The following is a 23,887-nucleotide window of genomic DNA, read 5'->3' as shown; positions in this document are numbered from 1 at the left end:
ATCCTTCGTGGATCAAGAATATTATTGCTGTTATTGATTCTATTATATGATTAGTTATGGATGGATTAGATTTAAAATCATATGCTGATGCTGTGAAAGTATTTGATGAGATAGGACTTATAGAAGAAGCAGAAGTACTTCGTGGTTATGAAAGAGAATGCAGAGAAATGCTATGAGAGATTAGCTATTAATAATGATTATGATGCTTTCTGGAATAAGGTATATGTTTGTATTGATAAGAATACATATAATAAGTACTTGGAGGAATATGCATAAATCCATTTTTTGGAATAAGTCTCTTTTGTATAAACAACTTTTACAGATTATGGTACAATAAATAAAGAAATATTTTGAATATATTACTAACTTTAAGTGAACTTAAAGTTTAATTGTAATAGTAGGGGATGTTGCAAGAGAAAATGAGAAAGTTAGGCTTTTATGTTTTGATTTAATCTAAGAGATCGGAGAAGAAGATATGAGAAAGAAAACTACAAAGAAAAGAACTACAAAAGCAGCTGCTGTTAAGAAAGAAACAGTAACAGCTGCTAAGGATACAACAAAAGAAGCTGCTCCTGTAAAGGAAACAGTTAAGAAAGCTACAGCCACTAAGACTGCAACTAAAAAAGAAACTCCTGTAAAGGAAACAGTTACTAAAGTAGAAACAGTAACAGAAGCTGAACCTAAAAAGGAAACAGCTAAAAAGACTGCAACTACAAAGAAAACAACAGTTAAAAAAACTGCTCCTGCAAAAGAAACAACTAAGAAGACTACAGCTGTAAAGGCTGAAACTAAAAAGGTAGAGCCTGTAAAGGAAACAGCTAAAAAGACTGCAACAAAGAAAGCAACAACTAAGAAGACTACAGCTAAAAAAGCTGCAGCTAAGACAGAAACTGTAAAAGAAGAAGCACCTAAAAAGACAACTAAGAAAGCAACTGCAAAGAAGACAACTAAGAAGGCTACAGCTACTAAGAAAGAAACAGTTAAGAAGGAAGAACCTAAAGTAGAAGAAACAGTAGCTCCTGAAGTTGAAAAGAAGGTTGAAGTAGAACCTGAAGTAGTTGTTCAGGAAACTCCTGCTCCAGCACCAGTTGATTTAGGCCCACGTAGAAGTGTAGCATTCATTGGTTCTGAATGTTATCCATTTGTAAAGACTGGTGGATTAGGAGATGTTATGTCTGCTCTTCCTAAGAGTCTTGCTAAGTTGAATTGTGATGTTAAGGTTATTATTCCTAGATATAAATGTATTCCACAGAAGTTCCAGGAAAAGATGGAATATAAAGGTTCATTCTCTATGGACTTATGTGCAGATGGTAAACAGTATTATGTAGGTATTATGGAATACCAGGAAGATGGCGTTGTTTATGATTTTATTGATAACGATGAATTCTTCTCTTGGGGTAATCCATATACTAATCTAATCGATGATATTCCTAAATTCTGTTATTTTGGTAAAGCGGCTCTTGCAGCACTTAACTATTTAGATTGGACACCGGATGTTGTACATTGTCATGACTGGCAGGCTGCTTTAGTTCCACTCTATTTAAGAACATGCTTCAAAGACAGCAATGTAGGACGTGCAAGCTGCGTACTTACTATTCATAACTTAAGATTCCAGGGAATCTATGATAGAAAGACTATTCAGTACTGGTCAGGACTTCCTGATTATGTATTTAATAAAGACTGCCTCACACAGAATTGGTTGGATGCGAATATGTTAAAGGGTGGTATTACTTATAGTAATGTTGTAACTACTGTAAGTAATACATATGCTGGTGAAATCCAGACTGAAGAATATGGTGAAGGTCTTGAAGAACACTTAAGATATCATCATAACAAGCTTGTAGGTATCGTAAATGGTATTGATACAGATATTTGGAATCCAGCAACTGATAAATTATTAGCTGCGCCATATGATAGTACGAATGTTATTGAAAACAAGAAAGCAAATAAGAAAGCTTTACAGGAATCATTAGGATTAGAAGTAGATGATCATAAGATTGTCATTGGTTTGATTTCACGTTTGACTAACCAGAAGGGTCTAGATCTTGTAAATAGTGTAATTCCACATATTATGGATGAACATACACAGGTTGTTGTATTAGGTACAGGTGATGCCGAATATGAAGATGCATTCCGTTATTATGAAAACGCGTATAAGGGTAACTTCTGTGCTTATATTGCCTACAATGAAAATGTAGCACATAACATCTATGCTGGATGTGATGCATTATTAGTACCATCTAGATTTGAACCATGTGGATTAACTCAGTTAATTAGTATGAGATATGGTTCAGTACCAATCGTAAGAGAAACTGGTGGATTAAAAGATACAGTACAGCCTTATAACTTATTTGATAACACTGGTAATGGATTTACATTCGATAGATATGAAAGTGGACTTTTATATGATGCAATCAATCGTGCTAAGACACTTTACTTCGAAAGTAGACCATACTGGGATGACATGGTAGTTCGTAATATGAACAAAGATGTCTCTTGGGAACAGAGTGCAAAACACTACAAAGATATGTATGTAGGATTAACACCTAAATATTAATGTAAACAAAAATGCAATGTTAGTAATCTAACGTTGCATTTTTTTCCCAATATAATTATTTATCTCCCAAAAATGGTATCAATTTGGGAGAAAAAAGATAGAACTTGGGAGATAATCTTAATAACTATTAGACAACATATAAATTATTTAGGGATAAGGAGAATAAGAATGAAAGAATTATTTCACAGAACAAGTGTTAGAAAATATCTAGATAAGCAGGTAGAGGATGAAAAAGTAGAAATGATGTTGAAGGGTGCTATGGCTGCACCATCTGCAGGAAACCAACAGCCTTGGGAATTCTATGTAGTTAAAAATAAAGAAACAATAGAAAAGCTATCAAAAACAAGCCCTTATGCATCATGCTGTGCATCTGCACCTCTTACTTTTGTTGCATGTTATCGTATTAACTGTAGAATGCCTGAATATGTCCATATTGATATGAGTGCATCAGTAGAAAATCTTCTATTAGAAGCAGATTCACTTGGACTTGGTGCTGTATGGTTAGGTATTGCACCATTAAAAGAGAGAATGGATGCAGTGCGTGAAGTATTAAATATACCTGAAAACTTAGAAGCTTTCGCAATTATTGCATGTGGATATCCTGAATCAGTGCGTCCTCAACAGAATCGTTTTGATAAAGATAGAATACATTACGTGTTATAAAAGCGCATTTTTGTAGATGAATCTAAGAAATTTTCAAAATAATTGAGTATGATTCTTATAGGAGGAGTAATCTGTGAGGAATTCGATTTACAAAAACACTAATATAATATATAATATTAGCAAGAATGTAAACATGAGGTGATATCATGGATGAAATACTTAGTTATATGAATAATGGTGTTTTGAATTTAAAAAGTTTAAAAGAAGTGAATTTGTCTAGACAGTCTATTTATAATTTCATTAAGAGAAATAATATGGAAAAGGTAGGACCAGGTATTTATATCTCAAAAGAAACATTAGAAGATGAAGCCTATGTATTATCGTTACGTTGTCCAAAAGGAGTGGTATCTCACGATGATGCTTTGTATTATTATGGTTTAGTGGATCGAGAACCTATGATTCATAATATTACGATGTATTCTGGCTATAATCCAACTACCTTAACTCGCGCTGGGTATAAAGTGTATACTGTAAAGAGAGAACTATTGGATTTGGGTAAAAAAACTGTTGTAAATCAATTCGGTCATGAGATTCCAATGTATGATTTAGAAAGAACAGTTTGTGATTTGGTAAGAAATAGAAGTAATTTTGAAATACAGGATTTTAATGCTGCATTAAAATCCTATGTAAAAAGAAAAGATAAGGATCTAAACCGTTTAATGTTTTATGCGAAGACATTTAGACTGGAAAAAATAATTAAACAATATATGGAGATATTGTTGTAATGTATTTGACTCCTGCACAAATAAAAGGAAAGATCAAGAATTTAGCTAAGAAAAATGGTACAGATCCAATTGCTTTGTTGAGAATATATATGATGGAACGTTTTCTGGAGCGAATAAGGTATTCAAAGTATAAAGATGATTTTATAATCAAAGGCGGAATATTGGTGACTTCTATGATTGGTATTGCAATGCGTTCGACAATGGATATTGATACAACAATACGTAATTTTGATTTAACGAAGGAAGAAACAACGAAAATTATCAGCGAGATTAAAGATATAGTTCTTGATGATCATATTGAATTTGCTTTGAAAGACGTGTTAGATGTCATGGATAAAATGGAATATCCGGGATTAAGAGTTCATATAGATGCAAAACTTGAAGAACTTGTGGTTCCGATTAAAATAGATATATCTACAGGGGATGTAATCACGCCAAATGAAATAAAATATGAATATCCATTGTTGTTAGAAGAAAGAACGATACAGTTATAAATTTTGTGGCGAAAAACCCATAGGCTTGCCTATGGGATGAAAGCCACATAATTTTTACTTGAGTTAAGCATAAGGGTAAGTTTAATAAGAAAAAACGTTTTGGCAGGTCTATAAAGAATAGATGCCCTTCTGGGTTTTAGGCTACTGTAGAAGAAAAATTCAAGACCACTGGTGGTACATATATAGAAGTGCCTAATGATTATAGAGCATCACAATATGACCATACAGCAGATGATTACATAAAGAAGAAATTATCTAACAGGATGTATCATTTAGCAGATGGAACTCTAGTACAAAGAGACTGGTATTCATCATTCCTATTATACTGTTACGATTACAGAACTAAAAATATCGATAAAAACAAATGCATTTCTGAATTTGATAAGTGTTACAACAAAGAAAAAGCTCTAATCGAATGGATTAAGGTTAACGAGATCAAGGTATTCAATAGCGGAATTAAGATAGCGTAAAACATATTCAGGGAGATTGATTATACTTCCTTACGAAAGTAGAAATTTACCGTTAATGTGGTCGCTGGACTGCTTGGTAATGAAAGTTCTGATTCAAATAGATTTACACTTGTAACTCCAAAGTCTGAAAATGATGTACGATTACAAGCTACACTTGGCAATCAGGACCCCGCGGGCTTGCCCGTGGGAGTAGTCAGGGTCTTATAATTTAGAAACACTGCTTGCGGAAAAAATACAAACAATCCTTTCAAGAGGAGTTTTGAATACAAGGATGCGTGATTTTTATGATGTGACAACTCTTTTTGGATCTTACAAAGAGTCCATAGATTATGATGATTTGTCTTTAGCGTTTATTAAGACATGCACAAAAAGAAAAACTAACTCTCTGCTACGAGATTCTAAAGAGATAATACTTTCTATTAGTCAAGATTCAACTTTACAGAGATTGTGGAAAAGATATACTCAAAAGCATAAATATGCAAGTTGCATAGAGTTTTCTACTAACATAGAAACACTAAACTATTTGATTGATAAAATTATTTTAAGAAAGGGGCAAGTTCTTTTTAAGTGCGTCTGAAATATGAAAAGGTTATTCACCGCCACGTTAATGTGGACCCCGAGTCAAGGACATTAAATAAAAAGGCGCTTAAAAATGATTAGAAATAAAGATATCCTCTAGGTGTAATTAACCAGGAGGATATTTTTATGTGTAAACTATGTAAATATGTAATTATTAAAGATGGAGTTTTATGTGTATTGGAAACAGATAGAATGAAGGAAGTCATAAGAAATGAACTTGGTGTATTTGACTACCGAGATTATATATTTGATGATGATCCATCAGTCTATCTTCTTGTAAAGGATTTAAGTGTATATGATACTGGTCATACTATTGTTTACAGATCATTTCCAGATGATGCTGACGGTTATTTTAATGGCACTGTTATATTCACTAAGATGGATGATTTTGGCTTTGCATCATTAAGTAATAATGATATAGATATAATCAGAAGTCATTTACGCAGACTACCTGATGGACTGTTTGAAATGAGTTATTCTTTGAAGGATAGCTACTAATTTCTCGAGCGTTGAGTTTCTATCAAGATTATTTCTTATCTGTCTGAATTTTTCCTTATATTCATCAGGCTCCTTTGCGACATGAATTAGTGGGTATTCACCAGTTATATAATATTCAAAATATTCATTTGGTGAAAGTTTGGCCAGATTGTACTGATAACGATCATTGTTGTAATAAACCATATAGGAATCTATTATTTCCTTTAGTTCTTCATATGAGCAGGCATTCTCTGTATATCTACCTATCTCATCTTTCATATGTCCGAAGAAGGATTCCTGGGGAGCGTTGTCCCAGCAGTTTCCTCTTCTTGACATTGACTGTCTGATTTCCAGGCTCTTGAGTAAGTCAATAAACTTGACACTTGTATAATGCACACCCTGATCACTGTGTATCAAAGCATCAGTGTGAATATTATGCTTATGTTTACTGTAAAGCTGATTGATTGTCTCCAGGACAAAGTCTACTTCTAAAGACGGTGATAATACATATGCAAGAATCTGCTTTGTAAATCCATCCTTTATCACCGATAGATAGGCTTTAGATCTTTTGTGACCGTAGAATAGATAAGTAATATCTGTTTCAAGCACATATCCAGGACCATATTCCTCGAAGTGTCTGTTTAGAATATTATCTGCATAATTTGATGTTTTCATTGCCTTAGCCATTCTTCTTGCAGGATTGGCTTTTCTTATTGGACAGAATAGTCCGTATTTCTTCATCAGTCTTGAAATCTTTTTATGGTTTATCACAATGCCCATGTGAAGAAGACGCATATGAATACCACGTCTGCCCTTGTCATATCCTTTGAACCTGTATGCTTCTAAAATCAGTTCAAAATCCTTACGGTCTTGTTCTTCTTTTTCGCTTATAACCTTTTCGTTTCTTCCATGAATAGAACCCACTTCTTGAAACACCTGCAGTATCACATAATGCTGAGACACTCAGATTATTACTAGGTGATTCAAGAGTTCTATCTATCATTTTATATTTTTCTCTTATTGTTTGCCCTTCTGCAGTTTTAATATTTGCTTTCTGTTGATAAATCTCACTCTTTTTAAAAAATCGTTCTCCTGCTGGAGAATTTTATTTTTCTGCTTAAGCCTTTCTAGCTGTTCCTCAATGGTAAGATTCTTTGTAGAAGGTCTTCCGGATTTTGTGCCTCTGGTATCCTTGAATCCTTCTTCCCTTGCTGCTTCTTTCCTTACACGATCTGTGAACTTGAGAGTTCGACTAGATCCTAACATATGAGGATCAAATCCATACTTTCTAAATATGTTTCCAGGCATCATGCCTTTCTGTAAATCAATCCAGAAGAGTTCTTTGAATTTTTCTGAATAGGTTATGCTTTTGATAGATACTTTCTTTACATATGGATTCTTTTCGAGTTCCTTTACTTGTTCATCACTAAAATAGTTTACTCCCATAATAACACCACCATTCTATAATCATTATACTATGCAAAATAAAAACCCTGTAAAACAGGGTCACGAAATAAATATCCTTTTTTATCGTGTCCTTTTTACAGGGTCCATTTTACGTGGTGAATAACCTTTTTAGGTGGGAATATACGAAAAAAAGCTGTAACTTTCAAGGTAGTAGTAAATACTATTTATTCGTTACAGCCCCATTTTTTTAGTGGTGTTAATTTGAAAGATATAATTTCTAATCAAAAGTTACTGTCCAATGATCAGATTGATAAGCGTCAAAACACATCAGTATTTGTTCTTTGTTACATTTATGTTCAGCTAATTCTGGAAGTTCTTCTTTAGAAAAATATCTACTTTCAGTTGTTTCTATATTTTCAACAAACTTTCCACCTAGTACTTCACATAAGTAGAAAATCTTTACAACACCATAAGCATAAGGTGGAAGGTTATGCTTATCTCTATCTTGTACAGATATGACCTTTTTAACACAGACATCCAATCCTGCTTCTTCTTTAGTTTCTTTCACTACATTATCAGCAGGAGAAAGATTAAATTCACACCATCCTCCAGGAACAGACCATTGCCCTTTTTCTTTTACAAGAAGAATCTTTCCATCCTTGAATATAGCTGCACGAGTGTCTACTTTTGGCGTTTGATAGCCTACATCATTACAGAATAATCCATGAATCTTTTCGGCTGGTACATCTGTTCTTGTTAACATCATTTCTGCTGCAATCTCTCTTATACGCTGATAACGCTCTTTATCATATACATCGTGTCCATAGAAAAGTCCTGCTTGTGCAAGGCTCTGTAATTCTTTTGCCCATTCTAATACTTTGTCCATAACTTATGCCTCCTTACTATTGCTTGTTAATAGTATAGCACTAAATAGGATCCATTAAGCAGATGATATGAAAATATTATTATATTATATTTGAAAATAGTGCTGTGGAGGATATCTCTTTTGGCATAAAACATTACACACTTAATGGTTCTTTCAAGACAACAGTTTAACGAAGGTAACATTATAGATGCTGATGAAGTACTTGAAAGGATTGCAAATAAATACGAACTGTAAAAGAACCTGCTCATTTGAACAGGTTCTTTCTACATGAAGGACTCTACAACATAGAGTCTCTTGTCTTTCTTATTCCATAACATGATTATTTCACTATGGTCTTCATGTGACTTATACCAATAGACACAATCGGTGTGTTGAGGACGACTTATTGCAAGTACATTGATCTCATCCAGCCATCTGTTGGTTGCATCTTGATAGTTGCCATCATAGATGGTTTCTCCTTGATCTTTTTTCCAGGAAAACATCTTTTCGATAGGTTCTTCATTCTCATATGTAAAAACATGATAACGGACACCATCTCCATTAAAACTTGATCCAGCATCCTTACTATATACTTCAGAATAATCAGAATCTGAAGGAATAGATATATTCCAGTTCTCTTTGATTACATGATTATAGTCTTTAGAATAATTCCAATACATTACACCACTTACAATAATAATACAGGCAAATATGATAGATATAATCGTTTTCTTATTCATAGGAACACCTCCTCGTAGTCTGCGAGTTCTTTTAGAGTATCTTCAGTAATTCTATATACTGTCCAATCTGACATAGGCTTGCCACCTAGAGATAAATAGAAATCAATACTAGGCTTATTCCAGTCAAGACACCACCATTCTAAACGTCCACAGCCACGTTCTACTGCAATAGAAGCGAGCTTCTTAAGAATTGCCTTACCATAACCGTTTCCACGACATTCTGGTTTTACATACAAATCTTCTAGATAAATACCAGAACGTCCTAGGAATGTAGAGAAGTTATGGAAGAATAAGGCAAAACCTATTTCTTTATTATCTACTACCGCAAAGATCACTTCTGCTTTCTGTTTATCAAATATCCATGTTTCAAGTGTGGATTCATCTGCAACTACTTCATCTAGCATCTTCTCATAAGCAGCTAATTCTTTAATGAATTGAAGAATAAGTGCTGTATCACTACGCTTCGCAAATCTAAATGTAAGAGTATTGTTCATGGTCATTCCCTCCGTTTATCTTATTATACTAATAGGGTAGATGGTAAGGTACTTAAGTTTTCTTAAGATAGAGAAATGTGTTTTTAGTTAAATGTCTCAATTGTTCAAAAAATAACATAACTTCTTTTATGTAATTGATCAAAAACAACGAAAATTAGATAAAAATCATAAAATTAACATAAATTTTAATCGAAATAACATTAATAATTTATGTAAAAACATTAAATAAGATAAATAAATGAAAAATAACATAAATATTTATCAAAATAGCATAAATGATTTATGTTAAAACAGTAAATAAACCAACATACATTTCAGTTCTTTCAATCGAAAGAACTTTTTTGCAATAAAAAAGGAACTCCGAAGAGTTCCGATGTAATGGATGCAAGTTTTAGGTCTCTGCTCCGACCACTGGACATGGTTTTTTGAGGTCTCCATACCGACCTTTTCTTTATCTACATCATAACCTCTTAGCAAAAAAGTCAAATTATATATAGTGAATATCTTCTAGAATCTAGAATAATATTCTGGTTGCTAACTCTCTGGTTAATGTTTTTTTTGTGTCTATACAATGCAAGGACTTCCTAGTTATGTATATTGTGAATATAGATGTGAATATTGAGCATCTGATGAAAATAGAACTATTTTTAAATAATCGTATGATATAATGAGAGACAATCTAATATGAAGGGAGATTAATTATGCACTATAGATTAGGAAGGGAACTTAAAGCATTATCAAAGATTTTTACGCTAATAGGTATACTAGTGAATGCATTTCTTTTGTATCATTATCTAGGAAATAATTATTTACTAAGTAGAAAAATCTATTACGCAGTCATTTTCGTATTCTTAATGATTCTTGTATGGGTATTTGGAAAGGCAATAAATGGAATAGGGGTCATGCTTACAACTCAAGGTAAGATGTTACATGAACCAAAATTAGAAGAGCCTGAAAATGAAGAATCTATCAAAAGTACATTTATGGCATTCTGCCATGCATTCAAGAAGAATAAAAAAGTATTTGTTTCACTCATTGTCGTATGTGTTCTTCTACTTGGTGGTGGTATTTATGCGAAAGTAAATTATGATATTAACCATGTATATGATGGAATATGGAAGATAGAAGGAGATCTAGAAGGAAATTATTTTGATATACGTGGTGATGATGTAGCATTCTTTGAAACAAATAGGGGTGAGGAGAAAAGAGAATCAGAGTATAAATGTATATATGCAGGAAGTCGAACAAATAACGAAGTAAGATTCTATTGTTATACTTATGATTATACAAGTAATTATGATTATAAATCAAAAGAGATTGATCAGACTATTCACCTTAATAGAATAAACAATAATGAACTTGAAGTAAATGGAAAGAGATATAATAGAATTCCAGATTAGAGCGCGTGAGCGCTCTTTTTTATGAAAAAAACTTGATCCCAGGACCAAGTTTACTTAAGTGCTTTCACCATCTCTTTTACATATGCTTCTACATATTGCGGGGCATCTTTTCCATATTTTTCAATAATCTTAATAATCGCATTACCAACGATGGCACCATCTGATTGAGATGCCATCTTTTTTGTCTGCTCTGGTTTAGAGATTCCAAATTCGACCGCTAAAGGTACATCTGTGACTTCACGTATTAAGTCAACCATTGCACCAATATCAGTTACAATCTTTGAACGTACACCAGTAACACCTACAGAAGACACATAATAAAATACCTTTTAAATTTTTAGATGTAGTTATTGCATTAATCAGTTTTATTTGGATTTGTGAACCGCCCCTGTCAAGTAGACAGGTGAAATAATTAAAAACATGTACCCTTGCCTGCCACGTTGTGGCAGGCAATTTTTTTATGCATAATGTGTAGCCTTATATTTCTGTATCGCCTTGTTCTCAGGTATTGTTCTTTAGAGTTTGGTCATTTGATTGTAACTCATGATTCTATTCTAAAGGGATTGAAGACTATTGCAAATGAATTAAGTATGATGAAATTAAGTAAAAATGGGAATGTTGATGATAATTATATTGTAAATGACATCGAATTACCAAAATTATAGGAGCATACTATGAGTGAATAACGTTTAATAAAAAGAATACTTGTGATTTTATTTATTCTGGTAAAAGAAAAGGTAATAAAATAACTTATACAAAATACAAAAGAATGCCTTATCATTCATATTATGAATCATATAGTGTAGGTGATTATTTAGTAGAAAATGATTATAAGAAGAATGTTAAATTTAAAAAATTAAGTAATGGTAAAATTGAAATAGATGGATATTATACATTTTCTAAGTCAAATGAATACTAGGTAAGTAAGAACAGTTTAGCCGTTCTTTTTTGTTTGTTCTAACAAAAAACATGATTAGCACCTTATCAGAGGCGTTGTAGAAGACTTAGGAAATACATGACTAGAAGATATGCGGTATAATATAAGTGAGTAAATAGTTATGCTCTATAAATAACTGTGATAGAAGTTTTTTGCTTTCTATAACATTTAAGATACAATTATAGAGATGGTATTTTACTTAAAGATAAGTTTTTAGCAGAAAATGTAAATGCATACTCAAATGGTTAGGCGATTAGAAGTGGAGAAATGCTTATGGAATTAAAAATAGGAGATAAATACGGTTGTCTAGAAGTCATCGGAGGTTGTGAGGAAGCAGAGGTAGATATTATGCCTATAATTAAACAACTTGCTGAGAAAGAGTGGAATAAATTTGAATACAATCGCTATAGGATATTTTTTAATTTTTATGAATATTTCGAATTAAGTGAAGAGGAAACGAAGGCTTATTATAATAAAGATTCAATGCCTATAACTTTTGTAGACAAGTTTAGAAATCATTATCGTGATTTTAAAAATGTAGAAATGTTTCTTTATCATGATCAGCATCCTGGTACTTTTGGTAGTCTTTTGACTGCAATTAGAGAAAAGCAGTTGTATAAAGTAAGATGTAATAAATGCGGTAAGATTTATTATATGGATGCTGATAGTATAACTTGCGTTGAATGGCATTGTTGCAAAAATCCAAAGTGTGCCAATAATAATCCAACAAAGCAAATCTCAGATTATTCAAAAAGCTTATATAGCTGGCATTCAGATACAAATGAACTCCAAGTTCTAAATCACCAATTAGCTATAGTGGATCAGCTTGGAAATTCACTTTCATATTACAGCAATGACTCTCAAGTAAGAATTTCATACATTTCAGATATTCATTTGGGACATCATTTAAAATATTATGATAATGATGAAGAGAAGATGATACGTATAATTGGAGATAGACTCTATAATTCATCTTTATCATCAGATATTGTTATATTTGATGGAGATATTTCTTCAGATAAAGAACTCTTTATGGAATTTTTCTCATACTACATGAGAAGATATGATTTAGTCAGTTTTAAAAGATTTAGAAATGAACTGAGTAAATTGAAAGCAATGAAAGAAATGATTGCTGATAATCAGTGGTATAAGATTTCATATGCTAAGTTGTCAATGAGTATAGAAAAATTGAAAAGGGAACTTCTTCCTAAGTTTGATTTTATAAAGTTTGATAAATACAAAAAGAAATATAAACCTACTGACTCTAATACAAGTGCATTTGAATGCTATCGAAAGGTAAAAAGTTTTAAATCCTTAGAATTACCAGATTCAGTTATAAGAAAAATCGAAGTGGTAGTTTCTTTATTGGATTTAAAAGAGAAGAAGTACAAAGAGATAGAAGATTATAAATGTCATAGAGAAAAAATAAAGCATGAAATTGAATCGTTTGAAAGTCAGTATTGTAAGAAAGTTGAAGAAATAACGTTATTAGATTATAAACATTCGTATCAAGGAAACGTATTTGTGGTTTTGGGTAATCATGATTATATTGCGTTTGAAAATGTGGATGAAGGAGTGGAATATTATAAGAATCAGTTATCAAAAATAGGAATCACTCTTTTACACAATACTTATAAAATAGGTGATGAATGTCTTATTTATGGTGGTACAGGATTTGCAAAGTATGATACAGTTTGGAATGCAGATAGTTTAGTATGTTGCAAGGGATTTTCAAGAGAAGACGAGATAAAAGAAACAGAAACTTTTGAAAAAGGATATTATGATGCATTAGCATATGCTAAAAAGCATGGTCTTTGTTTTATATGTGTATCTCATTATCCAGTATCTGCTTGTTTAAATAATCATTATGAAAAGGAAGCTATTTACTTTACTGGACATACACATATAAATGAATTCATAAAGAATGAAGAGAAAGTTGTTTATGCAGATAATCAGATTGGCTATAAAAGTAATGATATTTACTTCAAGAAAGCAACAACTGGATTATATTTAAATCCATACGGTGAATTAGGTGAAGGATTATATAAGACCTCAGTAGATGATTATTTAGAGTTTTATAGATATATCGGTGAAAAAATAGGTAATGGAAAGTTATTAAATAATAGATTACAGAATGGTGATACTGATTTCTATGTACTTAAGCGTAAGGGATATTATGGATTCTTTTTGATGAGGAAGACAGGAGTTTCAAAAGGAATTTCTATAGTAAACGGTGGTGCAACAAAAAAATTGACATCATCAACAGAAATGAGTTGGATTTGTGAGAATTTTGATATTATTTTATCTAAATATTTGCAATCTATGATTCCATTAAGAAAGCTTCAGGAACAGCTATCAAAGGAATTAAAAGATTTAGGACTAGATGGTAAAATCCATGGCACTATAGTCGATATTGATTTTTTTCACCATATTATGATTAATCTTTATGATAACAGTATTAGTTATTACTATTCTCCATATTTTGGTGCAGTTGAAGCATTAGGTTCATTTGATGATGTTATTAAGTCTTTATCGAGAAAGCATAGCTCTATTTTATCTGGAAATGAAGCTTTGGATTCTAAGAAACAATTAGATATAATTCAAGAGAAATATAATCAAAAATCAGCAAATTCGCAATATCTATTAGCTTCTATTCATGATAAGCAATTGATAGAATCATATGAACAAAAAACAACTGAAATAACAAGTGATAAGTTAGTGCCAGTGAGTAGAACAGGTGAAATTTATGGGTTGTCTAGAAACATCAATCAATTACAGCGATTGTTTAGTGGACATGTGTTAAGACTATTTGATTTAAGTTTAACTGAAACAAGTCCGAAATCATTCAGACAAACATTGTATACTGGCAAAAGATTTATATATGATTTTACTGAATATGTGGTGGTTGAAGATGATGGGACTGAGATGATTGTTGCTGAAATAGTTGATGTGGAAGCAACTAATAAAACGGGAAGTTTGCAATCGACAGGAGTTAGAGAAAGTTTTTCTATCACTGCATTAAAAAGTGCGTTTTCTAAAGGCCAATCATGGCGTTATAGGTGGGTAAAGTAGTTTCTTAAATTAGGAGATAATATATCACGAATTTTTTAAGGATTAATTGTATTGATTGCAATTGACAGCAAATATATTTTGTTAAGTTAGACGGGTAATTATTGTATTAAACCTGAAAACAGGAAGGAACGAATAATCCTTCCTGTTTTTATATGTAATCAATTGTATGGCTTATTGTATATGTTGTATAAGTGTTTTAATAAACTGATCATATGTCTTAGAACACATAACTTCACGTTGGAATTTGGTGTTATTAACGAGTTCAATAAATACATCATATAAGTGTTCCATGTTAAGACTATCTCCGTTCTTGATTGCTAGAAGGAATACAATTCTAACAGTTTCATCACCATTCCACTTAAGTGGTTCATCTAATATTGCAACAGCAACTTTTGTTTGTTTTGCAAAAACATTCAATGGATGTGGTAATGCAAATACATCATTCATATTTGTATTGGAGAGTTCTTCACGTTTATAGACAGAATCAAGATAATCATCACCAATGATATCTTCATTAAGCAATAGAGTACTGAGTTCTTCTAACAATTCATTTTTTGAGTTCACTTTTTTCTTGTGAACAAATAAAGAAGAGTCAAAGAACTTTTTGATTTTCTCATATTTACTTTGATCTATAGATGTAATTAAACGAGACACCATTTCTATATCCTGTTGATTAAGAGAGAAATCTACAGTAATTGTTGGAACATATGATTGTTCTAAAGGAATTGTTGAAATAACACAATCTATCTCTTTGAAATCATTCTCTGTACAATTTAGATACTCAATAAGAGACAATCTTTTGACAACAGTCAGCTTATTCGCAAAGACATTATGTAATCTTGCCTCTAACATACGTGCAGTTGCTTGTCCTGAACCACATACAAGATAAACGGCTTTTTTCTTGATAGAACCAGAGAAACATCTTTCTATCGCTGCACCAATATGTAAAGCGATATATCCTATATCATCTTCAGGGAAAGTAATAATATTAGAAGACTGGCTAAGAATAGTCTTTGATATTTCAAATGGTAGAGGGTAGTTCGTTTTAATGGTATTTAATAAAGGGTTTTTATTCTCTAAATGAAGTTCCATCATTGATATTGAAGTACGGAAATGATAGAAAAGATCAGATCTTAGTATTTTGTCATCCCTTAAGTCAAAATTATATCCTTTGTAGATACCTTCTAAGAAAGAATCAATAAGATTATGTATAGATTGATCATCTATAGAATTATTGTTGTACTTAATATTAGAAATAAAATGCAGTGAAATATATTGTTTTTCACCACGAGTAATTGTTATGTCATAATAATCACTTAATGACTCACATATCTCATTCATTATTTCCTTAATATTGTTAGGAATTTCTGTGTTATTCATAACACTAATGTAGTCATCATTAAGTATTCTAGAAATCATTAATGCAAAATAAGTAGTAAGATTCTTTAATTTATAGTCATCTGTTTGAATTTTATGTTTATTGAAAACATTAATTAATAAAGAAACAATATAATTGACTTCAACATCGTTGTAGTAAATCTTTTCTCCTTTAGAAAATGTTGAAACAGTTGAATATTCATTTAAAGGGTGTGTTTCATTTATGATACAATCTCGTTTATCAGATTCATTACCGATGATTTTTATTCCAACACCAGGCTTTACAATGTATTCAAGATTATAAAGTGGTAGGCTTTTTTTGATTATTTTTATGTAATTAGAGAATGTATTTTTTGAAACATAAACTGAGTCAGCAAGATCATCAGCAGAAATATAATCGTGTGAATAAAGTAGTTTATTCAATATGAAATGTATTCTATCTTCACTGGAATCAAGATCTACAATATCAGATTCTTTAGATGTTATACTATCCAGAAATGAATTGAACTTCTCTTCATCTTCAATTTCCAGATAATAACCAGCTTTCCTTTTCAACTGTACACTTGCTCCCTGTAATTCATTATTTAAATTATTAATATCAGTACGAATTGTACGATCTGATACTTTGAATAAATCTGCTAGCTTTGCAGCAGTAGTGTAATCATTACTACGTATATAGTTAAAAATATCTTCAATTCTTTTGTAATTAAACATGGTTATCCTCCTTTCTCTATCTTTATTATTAATATTAGCGACTTTTTAAAAATTGACAACCAAAATCATTTCCACTTAAAAGTGGAAGCGCTTATTATGATAACACTTACATTTCCTATTTGAAGTGGAAATTGCATGAATTGAGAAATGGAAGAAGATTATTTATACTAGGTATTGTCGAAGAGAGGTGAACAGCAATGAACGAATTACTAAACGAACAGACAACATTCCTAGATGTTGATGAGAAAGACAAAGATGGCATTCTTAAATTTATCAGTCATAAAGCAAAACTACTTGATATTACTGATGATGAAGATGCTTTATATCATGACTTTCTTGAAAGAGAAAAAGAATTCTCTACAGGATTACAAGATGGATTTGCAATCCCACATGCAAGAACAGATAACGTTAAGAAAGTAACAGTTATGTTCTTACGAAATAAAAATGGTATTGATTGGCAGACTCTAGATGACAAGCCAGTTAAATATATTTTCGCATTACTAGTACCTAAACAGAGTGCTGGTGACGTGCATTTGAAGATGATTTCTTCACTTGCAACAGCATTATTAGAAGATGAATTTAAAGATACAATTATTTCATCAAATGATAAGGCTGAATTAACACGTTATATTTTAAAAATGATGGAGGAGGAAAATTAAAATGAAAGTTGTTGGTATTTCAGCTTGTCCAGCTGGTTTAGCTCATACTCCAATGGCTGCAAAAGCATTGGAAAAGGCTGGAAAGAAGATTGGTTTTGATGTCAAGATGGAGCAGCAGGGTTCAATGGGGCAGGTTAATGCTATTACAAAAGAAGAAGCTCAGGCTGCTGACTTTGTATTAATTGCATCTGATCAGCATATTGAAGGTATGGACCGTTTTGAAGGTAAACCAGTTATTCGTGTCAATATTACTACTTGTATTAAGGCACCTGAAGCAGTTTTAAAGAAATGTGCTAAAGCTGTTGAAGCAAAAAAAGGATAAAAAAATTCATAGGCCTATTGCGGAGACCTATGAATACATACTATATAGTGAGTACGCACTCTCATTATATAGCAAAAAATTTATATTGAGGAGAAAAAGTTTATGAAAAAGTTTTTTAATGAAGCTAAAGGTCATATGATGACTGGTATTGGCTACATGTTACCACTTATCATTGGTGCTTCTTTAGTTGTTGCAATTCCATTAATTATCGCATTATGTACTGGCGTACAGAGCTTAGATCCATATGCAAAGGCAACTGGATTCTATCACACTTTATGGCAGATTCAGCAAGTAGGTTGGGCTGGTATCGGTCTTGTTAATACAGTTCTAGCTGGTTTTATTGCTTACTCTATCGCTGAAAAGCCTGCTATTGGTGCTGGTTTAATCGGTGGTGCTATCGCTTCTAATTATCAGGAAGGTTTCTTAGGAGCTGTTATTGCTGGTTTCTTAGCTGGTTACACTGTAAGATGGTGCAAAAAGACATTTAACTTACCTGAATCATTCCAGTCAATGATGCCATTAGTTATTTCACCATTCTTTGCTACAGCTGTTATTGCTCTTGTAATGGGTGTTATCTTAAATACTCCATTATCAATGTTAAATACTGCATTAATTTCTTGGATTCGTACTATGACAAAATCAGGTACTAACCAAGTTCTCTTAGCTGTCATTTTAGGTGCTATGATTGGTTCTGATATGGGTGGACCTATCAACAAAGCTGCTTGGATGGCTGGTAACGTATTAATGGCAGAAAAAATCTATCAGCCTAACGTTTATATTAACTGTGCAATTTGTATTCCACCACTAGCATATGCTATTTCTACTGTTATTAAGAGCAAATGCTATTCAGATTCTTTCAAAGATGCTGGTAAAGGTAACTGGGTAATGGGATTTGTTGGTATCACTGAAGGTGCTATCCCATTCACATTAGTAAAAGCGTCTCGTCTAGTTCCACTTAACATGATTGGTTGTGCATTAGGTGCTGCTGTAACATGTCTTTTAGGTGCTAAGGCTACTATTCCTCCAGTTGGTGGTATTTATGGTTTCATCACTATTGGTAGTGGATGGGCTTATTTAGTAGGTATGCTAGTAGGTGCATTATTCATCGCATTTGTTGCTCCATTACTTGCTAACTTCAACGTTGATCCAGAATCAGAAGACGAAACTATGACTGAAGACGACGTAGAAATTTCATTTGAATAAAATTTAATAAAGAAGGCAATGCCTTCTTTATTTTGTTAAGGAGAAGATTATGGCAAAGAAAATTCATATTGTTCCACATTTTCATTGGGACCGTGAATGGTATTTCACAACATCACGTTCAAAAATATATTTAATGAAGGATTTAGGAGATGTACTAAATACGTTAGAAAAAGATCCTGAATTCAAGTACTTTATGTTAGATGCACAAGGTTCATTGTTAGATGACTATATTAAATGGAGACCAGAAGATGAGGCAAGAATCAAAAGATTAGTACAGGCTCACCGATTAGTTATTGGCCCTTGGTATACACAGAGTGATTTAATGGTTATTTCTGCTGAATCAATTGTTCGTAATATGTACTATGGTATGAAGACATGCCTTAAATATGGTCCATATATGAATGTAGGCTATGTACCAGATTCATTTGGTATGGCTGGAAATATGCCTCAGATTTATAATGCATTTGGAATTAAAGATACATTATTCTGGCGTGGTGTAACGAATGATATGGTCAAACATACAGACTATAACTGGCGTGGACATGATGGAAGTACAGTATTTGTAACTCAGATTCCTCATGGATACTATATCGGTGGTAATATTCCTGAAGATGCTGAAGATGCAAAGAAATTCTGGAAAAATGAATGTTTAATCAAAGCTGGAACTGGTGCAACAGACAATATTTATTTTCCAAATGGCTTCGATCAGGCTCCTATTAGAAGAAATCTTGTTGAATTAGTAAAAAAACAGCAGGAAGCTGATCCAGAAAATACTTATGTTATTAGCTGTATTGAAGATTATATTAAAGATGTCAAAGCTGCACATCCTGAATTAGAAGAAGTAGAAGGAGAATTGATTTTAGGTAAACACAGTCGTGTACATAAATCTATTTTCTCATCTCGTTCTGATTTAAAAGCTTTAAATACTAAACTTCAGAATTATGTGACTCATGTTTTAGAACCTTTAATGACAATGTCTTATTCTTTAGGTAATGAGTATCCACATGGTCCAATGGAAACTATCTGGAAACTATTATTTGAGAATGCAGCACATGATTCAATTGGTTCATGTATTTCAGATACTGCCAATGAAGATGTTTATATGCGTTATAAACAGGTGAGAGATATTGCGGATGCCTTAGTAGAATTACATACAAGACTTATTGCGACTAGTATTAAAAATAATGCTGATATGACTATTACATTGTTCAATACTTTACCATTTGTCAGAGATGAAGTTGTAACAACAAAAGTTTATCTTCCAGGTACAGATTTTGCTTTGAAAGATAATAATGGAAATGATGTTAATTATACAATTCTAGAATCAAAAGATTTAACTGATTATGTTCTATCTCAAACAATTAAATTAAATCCAAGCAAGAAGGTTTATACACCTGAAAGTGTTATTGAAGCAACTATTGCAATTGAAGCTAAAGACCTTCCAGCAATGGGATATGTTCAGTATACTTTAGATTTCTCTCATTCTTCTAAGAAGGAATTAAAAGAATCTTCAACAGTAGAAAATGAATTCTATTCTATTCATTTAGAAGAAGATGGAACTCTTACTATTGTTGATAAAACAAATAATCATGTTTATAAGAATCAGGCAGTATTTGAAGAAAATGGTGATGGAGGAGATTCATTTAACTACTCACCAGCACATCAGGATTTAGTAACATATTCAAAGGATCATTTAGTAGATAGCAATATTCAAGCATGTGACTTATATGCTACATTGAATGCAGAATATAAATTACCAATTCCAAGTGATCTTGAAGAACGTGCATTAGGTAAACGTTCTATTGAACTTCCAGTTAAGATGTCTGTATCCTTAAGAAAAGGTTCACCTGTTATTGATTTTGATGTACATGTAGATAATGTTGGTAAATCACATCGTCTTTGTGTTGTATTTGATGCTGATCTTGTTTCAAAAGTAAATATTGCGGATGAACAGTTTGGTGCTATTGAAAGAGAAAATGTTCATGAAAAAGAAATGGCTCTTTATAATGAAGCATTAGAAAGAGTAAAAACAGTAAAAGAAGAAGTGAATAACGACTTACCAGTCAACTTCCAGCAGAGTAATACTACATGGCAAGAACCACCTATCTCTATTGAACCTACACAGAGCTTTGTAAGCTTAAGTAATAGTGAAAGAGGTATCGCATTAATTCCTCAGGGAGTACGTGAATATGAAGTTATTGATGATCATGCTATCCGTTTAACACTATTTAGAACTTACTCATTTATGGGTAAAGAAAATCTTATCTATCGTCCAGGACGTGCGAGTGGAGAACGTATTATTGAAACACGTGATGCTGAATTACAGAAACCACTTGATTTCTCATTTGGTTTCACTACTTTTTCGGGTGATTTCAATAGTGCACATATTGCAAATACAGCAAAAGCATACAATACTCCAGTTGTTGCAAGAGAGTATTCAGAATTCTTAAATGGTAGATTAATCTTCTCTGAACCTGAAGTAGAAGGTACAAAAGAAGATAGTTATTCATTATTTTCTACAGAGAATAAACTTGTAGTAAGTGCAATTAAGAAAGCTGAAGATAAAGATGGATATATTATCAGACTTTATAATGGTCAGTTCCATGAAGAAGAAAGTGATACATTAGTATTTACTCAAAATATTAAGAAAGCATATTATGTGGATTTAAAAGAAGAATATGCAGATGGTATTGAAGTAGTAGATAATACTATTCAAGTTAAGCCTCTTACACATTGTAAGTTCACAACAATTTATGTAGAAACAGAATAAAGATTAACCCCCAGGTATGAATATGTCATACTTGGGGATTCTTTTCTATTACAAATTTCGTGGTAGATCTTTATGTGAATCATAACCTGAGATATAATTAATAATAGTTTACTAAATAAGATCAGTTATGATTATGGAGGTGTACTTTATGGCAAGTGAAGTACTTTTGAATGAATTAAGAAGTATTAAGGAAGAATTAGAAAAAAGCAATAAAAAGGTGACAGATGAAAATGCCTTTGAGTATTTAGCAATGCAATTTTTCTGTTATAAGATTAAGAATATAAAGCCTAAGTTATATGATATCGAAAGTTCGATTACAAATGGTCCAAATGATGGTGGTATTGATTTTGTATATTATGATGATGAAGAGTCTAAGGTTGTGTTAGGACAATGCAAATATACAGAAAATATGAAATTAAATGATATCATATCTGAATTAAATAAAATGAGTAGTACTGTAGAAAATTTTAAGAAGGCTTATACAGGTACATACAATAAGAAACTTAAAACTAATCTGCAAAACGCATTAGATAGATTACCTGATGAAAGTGCAGGAAATGTTGAGTATTGTATCTTTACTACATCAGATATAAATCAAAATGATGTCACTAACAAACTTCATGCAGAAAATAATCTATATTCAAAAGATATGGTATCAGTTTACGGTGTGAGTGAAATTAATTCACAGATTAAAGAATTAATTGAAAAAGCTAAAACAGTGAATGAGTACAAGATAGAAATTGATTATCCACACAATGTATTGCAATATGAAACTGATAATGTATCAGGAATTATGGTTAATATGTCTTCAGAATCTCTTGTCCGTATGTACGACAAGTTTAAAGATGAAGGGTTGTTTGATTTAAATATTAGAAAATACATTAAGAATAAAACTGTTGATGAAGGCATCAAGGAGACTCTAGACAAAGAAAGAGATAATTTTTGGTTTTATAATAACGGTCTAACAATTGCATGTAGTGAGTATGTTTTGGATGGTAATAAAGTTAAACTTTATGATTTTTCAATTGTTAATGGTGGACAGACTACTAATAGAATTGGTAATTATAAAGGAAGTAATAATGACAAATTTTATCTTCCATGTAAAATTATAAGCATAAAGAATGATGATCAAAAACTTTATTCAAAGATAGCCGAGGCCACAAACTCTCAAAAACCAATTAATCCAAGAGATTTAAAATCAAATTCTCCTGAAATGAAGATGTTACAGAGATGGCTTGGGAAAGAAGGCGTTTATTTAGAAATTAAACGTGGTGAAAAGAAAAAACTAAAAAATATAAAAAGTATAAAAAATGATGAACTTGGTCAGCTATTACTCTCATTTGGTTATCAACAACCTGGTACAGCTAGAAGTGGAAAGAGAAACATATTTGAAAATAAGCCACTATATAATAAACTGTATAGGGTGAATTATGAGAAGGACCCAAATAAAAAAGAGTTTGTTCTTGATTTGATTAAGTTGTCAGAAGATTATACAATAATAGAAGCAGATTTAAAGAATGGAACTACAATTTCAGATGATGAGAAGATTGTCTTAAGTAATGCAAAGTATGTGATTTTCTCCTTATTAGGATTATCTTATTATATTGTAAATGAGGATTATTCACGTGATGACTTAAATAATGATATTTCTGTATTAAAGAGTCCTGATTTAGTATATTCGAAGTTTATTTCTAATTATAAAGCTGATGATTATCAAGAAAGACTCAAATCATTAATTGAAATGATATTAGATTCATTATGTGATACGTATGAGAATTGTGTAGCACGTAATGAGGTAACAAGTATCAGTAACTTGTTTAAAACTGATAAGAAGTACAGGGATAGTATAGTAAAGGATTTTTTAAATGTCATTAACAAGAGAACTATGAAAAATGAATTCATAAGTGCTTGTGAGATTTTAAAGAGATAGTTTATGGCAGGGATTCCTTGCCAAGATGAGAA

The 23,887-nt window shown here is 31.8% G+C and carries 23 protein-coding genes and 1 pseudogene; 17 read left to right on the top strand and 7 right to left on the bottom strand.

All coding sequences use genetic code 11. The annotated features are described in order from the left end of the window. Positions 1 to 147 precede the first annotated feature (147 nt). The 8 genes and pseudogenes from NQ499_RS10505 to NQ499_RS10470 all read left to right on the top strand — a co-directional run bounded on the left by NQ499_RS10505 (position 148) and on the right by NQ499_RS10470 (position 5,986). On the top strand, positions 148 to 276 hold the full coding sequence (locus tag NQ499_RS10505) for a hypothetical protein (RefSeq protein WP_006504512.1): 129 nt from the start codon (positions 148 to 150) through the stop codon (positions 274 to 276). A gap of 199 nt (positions 277 to 475) precedes the next feature. Beyond that, positions 476 to 2,557, top strand: coding sequence for a glycogen synthase (locus tag NQ499_RS10500; RefSeq protein ID WP_006504511.1), 2,082 nt, complete (start codon positions 476 to 478; stop codon positions 2,555 to 2,557). Between the two features lie 168 nt (positions 2,558 to 2,725). Next, positions 2,726 to 3,220 (top strand): nitroreductase family protein, encoded by a 495-nt coding sequence (locus NQ499_RS10495; protein WP_040389569.1) that lies wholly within the window; start codon positions 2,726 to 2,728, stop codon positions 3,218 to 3,220. A 146-nt stretch (positions 3,221 to 3,366) separates the two neighbouring features. Beyond that, entirely contained in the window at positions 3,367 to 3,945 is a 579-nt protein-coding gene (locus tag NQ499_RS10490) for a type IV toxin-antitoxin system AbiEi family antitoxin domain-containing protein (RefSeq protein WP_006504509.1), read from the top strand. Next, on the top strand, positions 3,945 to 4,439 hold the full coding sequence (locus NQ499_RS10485) for a nucleotidyl transferase AbiEii/AbiGii toxin family protein (RefSeq protein WP_006504508.1): 495 nt from the start codon (positions 3,945 to 3,947) through the stop codon (positions 4,437 to 4,439). Before NQ499_RS10490 ends, NQ499_RS10485 begins: the two co-directional genes overlap by 1 nt. Positions 4,440 to 4,627: 188 nt before the next feature. Further along, entirely contained in the window at positions 4,628 to 4,909 is a 282-nt protein-coding gene (locus tag NQ499_RS10480; protein ID WP_259848504.1) for a hypothetical protein, read from the top strand. Positions 4,910 to 5,123: 214 nt separating this feature from the next. Further along, positions 5,124 to 5,486 (top strand): annotated as a pseudogene (locus NQ499_RS10475) (nucleotidyl transferase AbiEii/AbiGii toxin family protein); the annotation flags it as partial. 128 nt (positions 5,487 to 5,614) lie between these two features. Beyond that, entirely contained in the window at positions 5,615 to 5,986 is a 372-nt protein-coding gene (locus NQ499_RS10470) for a hypothetical protein (protein WP_006507025.1), read from the top strand. Here the strand turns inward: NQ499_RS10470 and NQ499_RS10465 are convergent. The 5 genes from NQ499_RS10465 to NQ499_RS10445 form a co-directional block, all read right to left on the bottom strand. Then, positions 5,936 to 6,901, bottom strand: a complete 966-nt coding sequence (locus NQ499_RS10465) for an IS3 family transposase (protein ID WP_259848503.1) — start codon at positions 6,899 to 6,901, stop codon at positions 5,936 to 5,938. The two genes, NQ499_RS10470 and NQ499_RS10465, sit on opposite strands and share 51 nt — an antisense overlap. 81 nt (positions 6,902 to 6,982) lie before the next feature. Then, on the bottom strand, positions 6,983 to 7,411 hold the full coding sequence (locus tag NQ499_RS10460; protein WP_006507027.1) for an HTH domain-containing protein: 429 nt from the start codon (positions 7,409 to 7,411) through the stop codon (positions 6,983 to 6,985). A 238-nt stretch (positions 7,412 to 7,649) separates the two neighbouring features. Further along, positions 7,650 to 8,258 (bottom strand): NUDIX hydrolase N-terminal domain-containing protein, encoded by a 609-nt coding sequence (locus NQ499_RS10455; protein WP_006506745.1) that lies wholly within the window; start codon positions 8,256 to 8,258, stop codon positions 7,650 to 7,652. A 263-nt stretch (positions 8,259 to 8,521) separates the two neighbouring features. Continuing rightward, positions 8,522 to 8,977 carry a hypothetical protein gene (locus NQ499_RS10450; protein ID WP_006506744.1) on the bottom strand — a complete coding sequence of 152 codons (456 nt, stop codon included), beginning with the start codon at positions 8,975 to 8,977 and terminating at the stop codon, positions 8,522 to 8,524. Next, a complete protein-coding gene (locus NQ499_RS10445; RefSeq protein WP_006506743.1) occupies positions 8,974 to 9,471 on the bottom strand; it encodes a GNAT family N-acetyltransferase in 498 nt (165 codons plus the stop codon). The genes NQ499_RS10450 and NQ499_RS10445 overlap by 4 nt, the downstream gene beginning before the upstream one ends. 701 nt (positions 9,472 to 10,172) lie before the next feature. Here NQ499_RS10445 and NQ499_RS10440 point away from each other — a divergent pair. After that, positions 10,173 to 10,871 carry a CvpA family protein gene (locus NQ499_RS10440; protein ID WP_006506742.1) on the top strand — a complete coding sequence of 233 codons (699 nt, stop codon included), beginning with the start codon at positions 10,173 to 10,175 and terminating at the stop codon, positions 10,869 to 10,871. Between the two features lie 50 nt (positions 10,872 to 10,921). On the opposite strand, the gene NQ499_RS10435 is transcribed toward NQ499_RS10440, so the two are convergent. Next, complete coding sequence (locus NQ499_RS10435) at positions 10,922 to 11,185, bottom strand: tryptophan synthase subunit alpha (protein ID WP_006506741.1); 264 nt, start codon at positions 11,183 to 11,185, stop codon at positions 10,922 to 10,924. A 216-nt stretch (positions 11,186 to 11,401) separates the two neighbouring features. Here NQ499_RS10435 and NQ499_RS10430 point away from each other — a divergent pair, with 216 nt between their 5' ends. The 3 genes from NQ499_RS10430 to NQ499_RS10420 all read left to right on the top strand — a co-directional run bounded on the left by NQ499_RS10430 (position 11,402) and on the right by NQ499_RS10420 (position 14,880). Beyond that, positions 11,402 to 11,536, top strand: a complete 135-nt coding sequence (locus NQ499_RS10430; protein WP_259848502.1) for a hypothetical protein — start codon at positions 11,402 to 11,404, stop codon at positions 11,534 to 11,536. A 104-nt stretch (positions 11,537 to 11,640) separates the two neighbouring features. Beyond that, on the top strand, positions 11,641 to 11,790 hold the full coding sequence (locus NQ499_RS10425; RefSeq protein ID WP_006506739.1) for a hypothetical protein: 150 nt from the start codon (positions 11,641 to 11,643) through the stop codon (positions 11,788 to 11,790). Positions 11,791 to 12,081: 291 nt separating this feature from the next. Then, positions 12,082 to 14,880: a metallophosphoesterase gene (locus tag NQ499_RS10420; protein ID WP_040390156.1), complete on the top strand. Its 2,799-nt coding sequence runs from the start codon at positions 12,082 to 12,084 to the stop codon at positions 14,878 to 14,880. Positions 14,881 to 15,051: 171 nt separating this feature from the next. Here NQ499_RS10420 and NQ499_RS10415 read toward each other — a convergent pair whose 3' ends face one another. Then, entirely contained in the window at positions 15,052 to 16,971 is a 1,920-nt protein-coding gene (locus NQ499_RS10415) for a BglG family transcription antiterminator (protein ID WP_006506737.1), read from the bottom strand. 197 nt (positions 16,972 to 17,168) lie between these two features. On the opposite strand from NQ499_RS10415, the gene NQ499_RS10410 reads away from it, so the two are divergent. The 5 genes from NQ499_RS10410 to NQ499_RS10390 all read left to right on the top strand — a co-directional run bounded on the left by NQ499_RS10410 (position 17,169) and on the right by NQ499_RS10390 (position 23,855). Then, positions 17,169 to 17,630 carry a PTS sugar transporter subunit IIA gene (locus NQ499_RS10410; protein ID WP_006506736.1) on the top strand — a complete coding sequence of 154 codons (462 nt, stop codon included), beginning with the start codon at positions 17,169 to 17,171 and terminating at the stop codon, positions 17,628 to 17,630. A 1-nt stretch (position 17,631) separates the two neighbouring features. Then, positions 17,632 to 17,952 carry a PTS fructose transporter subunit IIB gene (locus tag NQ499_RS10405; RefSeq protein WP_006506735.1) on the top strand — a complete coding sequence of 107 codons (321 nt, stop codon included), beginning with the start codon at positions 17,632 to 17,634 and terminating at the stop codon, positions 17,950 to 17,952. A 102-nt stretch (positions 17,953 to 18,054) separates the two neighbouring features. Then, complete coding sequence (locus NQ499_RS10400) at positions 18,055 to 19,155, top strand: PTS fructose transporter subunit IIC (RefSeq protein WP_006506734.1); 1,101 nt, start codon at positions 18,055 to 18,057, stop codon at positions 19,153 to 19,155. Positions 19,156 to 19,204: 49 nt separating this feature from the next. After that, complete coding sequence (locus NQ499_RS10395; protein ID WP_006506733.1) at positions 19,205 to 21,925, top strand: glycoside hydrolase family 38 N-terminal domain-containing protein; 2,721 nt, start codon at positions 19,205 to 19,207, stop codon at positions 21,923 to 21,925. A gap of 148 nt (positions 21,926 to 22,073) precedes the next feature. Then, positions 22,074 to 23,855: an AIPR family protein gene (locus NQ499_RS10390; RefSeq protein WP_040390155.1), complete on the top strand. Its 1,782-nt coding sequence runs from the start codon at positions 22,074 to 22,076 to the stop codon at positions 23,853 to 23,855. The last annotated feature ends 32 nt before the right edge of the window (positions 23,856 to 23,887 follow it).

The organism is Catenibacterium mitsuokai, from assembly GCF_025148785.1.
In the GTDB taxonomy this organism is placed as follows: Bacteria; Bacillota_I; Bacilli_A; order Erysipelotrichales; family Coprobacillaceae; genus Catenibacterium; species Catenibacterium mitsuoka.
The sequence above is the reverse complement of the archived record's forward strand: the minus strand, read 5'-3'. Positions and strand labels throughout refer to the sequence as shown.

Bases quoted from the DNA above. Each gene is read 5' to 3' on its own strand.
- NQ499_RS10400 (WP_006506734.1), top strand. From the start codon at position 18,055: ATGAAAAAGTTTTTTAATGAAGCTAAAGGTCATATGATGACTGGTATT.
- NQ499_RS10395 (WP_006506733.1), top strand. From the start codon at position 19,205: ATGGCAAAGAAAATTCATATTGTTCCACATTTTCATTGGGACCGTGAA.
- NQ499_RS10410 (WP_006506736.1), top strand. From the start codon at position 17,169: ATGAACGAATTACTAAACGAACAGACAACATTCCTAGATGTTGATGAG.
- NQ499_RS10460 (WP_006507027.1), bottom strand. From the start codon at position 7,411: ATGGGAGTAAACTATTTTAGTGATGAACAAGTAAAGGAACTCGAAAAG.
- NQ499_RS10440 (WP_006506742.1), top strand. From the start codon at position 10,173: ATGCACTATAGATTAGGAAGGGAACTTAAAGCATTATCAAAGATTTTT.
- NQ499_RS10500 (WP_006504511.1), top strand. From the start codon at position 476: ATGAGAAAGAAAACTACAAAGAAAAGAACTACAAAAGCAGCTGCTGTT.
- NQ499_RS10470 (WP_006507025.1), top strand. From the start codon at position 5,615: ATGTGTAAACTATGTAAATATGTAATTATTAAAGATGGAGTTTTATGT.
- NQ499_RS10415 (WP_006506737.1), bottom strand. From the start codon at position 16,971: ATGTTTAATTACAAAAGAATTGAAGATATTTTTAACTATATACGTAGT.
- NQ499_RS10495 (WP_040389569.1), top strand. From the start codon at position 2,726: ATGAAAGAATTATTTCACAGAACAAGTGTTAGAAAATATCTAGATAAG.
- NQ499_RS10450 (WP_006506744.1), bottom strand. From the start codon at position 8,977: ATGAATAAGAAAACGATTATATCTATCATATTTGCCTGTATTATTATT.
- NQ499_RS10425 (WP_006506739.1), top strand. From the start codon at position 11,641: ATGCCTTATCATTCATATTATGAATCATATAGTGTAGGTGATTATTTA.
- NQ499_RS10490 (WP_006504509.1), top strand. From the start codon at position 3,367: ATGGATGAAATACTTAGTTATATGAATAATGGTGTTTTGAATTTAAAA.
- NQ499_RS10405 (WP_006506735.1), top strand. From the start codon at position 17,632: ATGAAAGTTGTTGGTATTTCAGCTTGTCCAGCTGGTTTAGCTCATACT.
- NQ499_RS10455 (WP_006506745.1), bottom strand. From the start codon at position 8,258: ATGGACAAAGTATTAGAATGGGCAAAAGAATTACAGAGCCTTGCACAA.
- NQ499_RS10445 (WP_006506743.1), bottom strand. From the start codon at position 9,471: ATGAACAATACTCTTACATTTAGATTTGCGAAGCGTAGTGATACAGCA.
- NQ499_RS10420 (WP_040390156.1), top strand. From the start codon at position 12,082: ATGGAATTAAAAATAGGAGATAAATACGGTTGTCTAGAAGTCATCGGA.
- NQ499_RS10485 (WP_006504508.1), top strand. From the start codon at position 3,945: ATGTATTTGACTCCTGCACAAATAAAAGGAAAGATCAAGAATTTAGCT.
- NQ499_RS10390 (WP_040390155.1), top strand. From the start codon at position 22,074: ATGGCAAGTGAAGTACTTTTGAATGAATTAAGAAGTATTAAGGAAGAA.
- NQ499_RS10505 (WP_006504512.1), top strand. From the start codon at position 148: ATGAAAGAGAATGCAGAGAAATGCTATGAGAGATTAGCTATTAATAAT.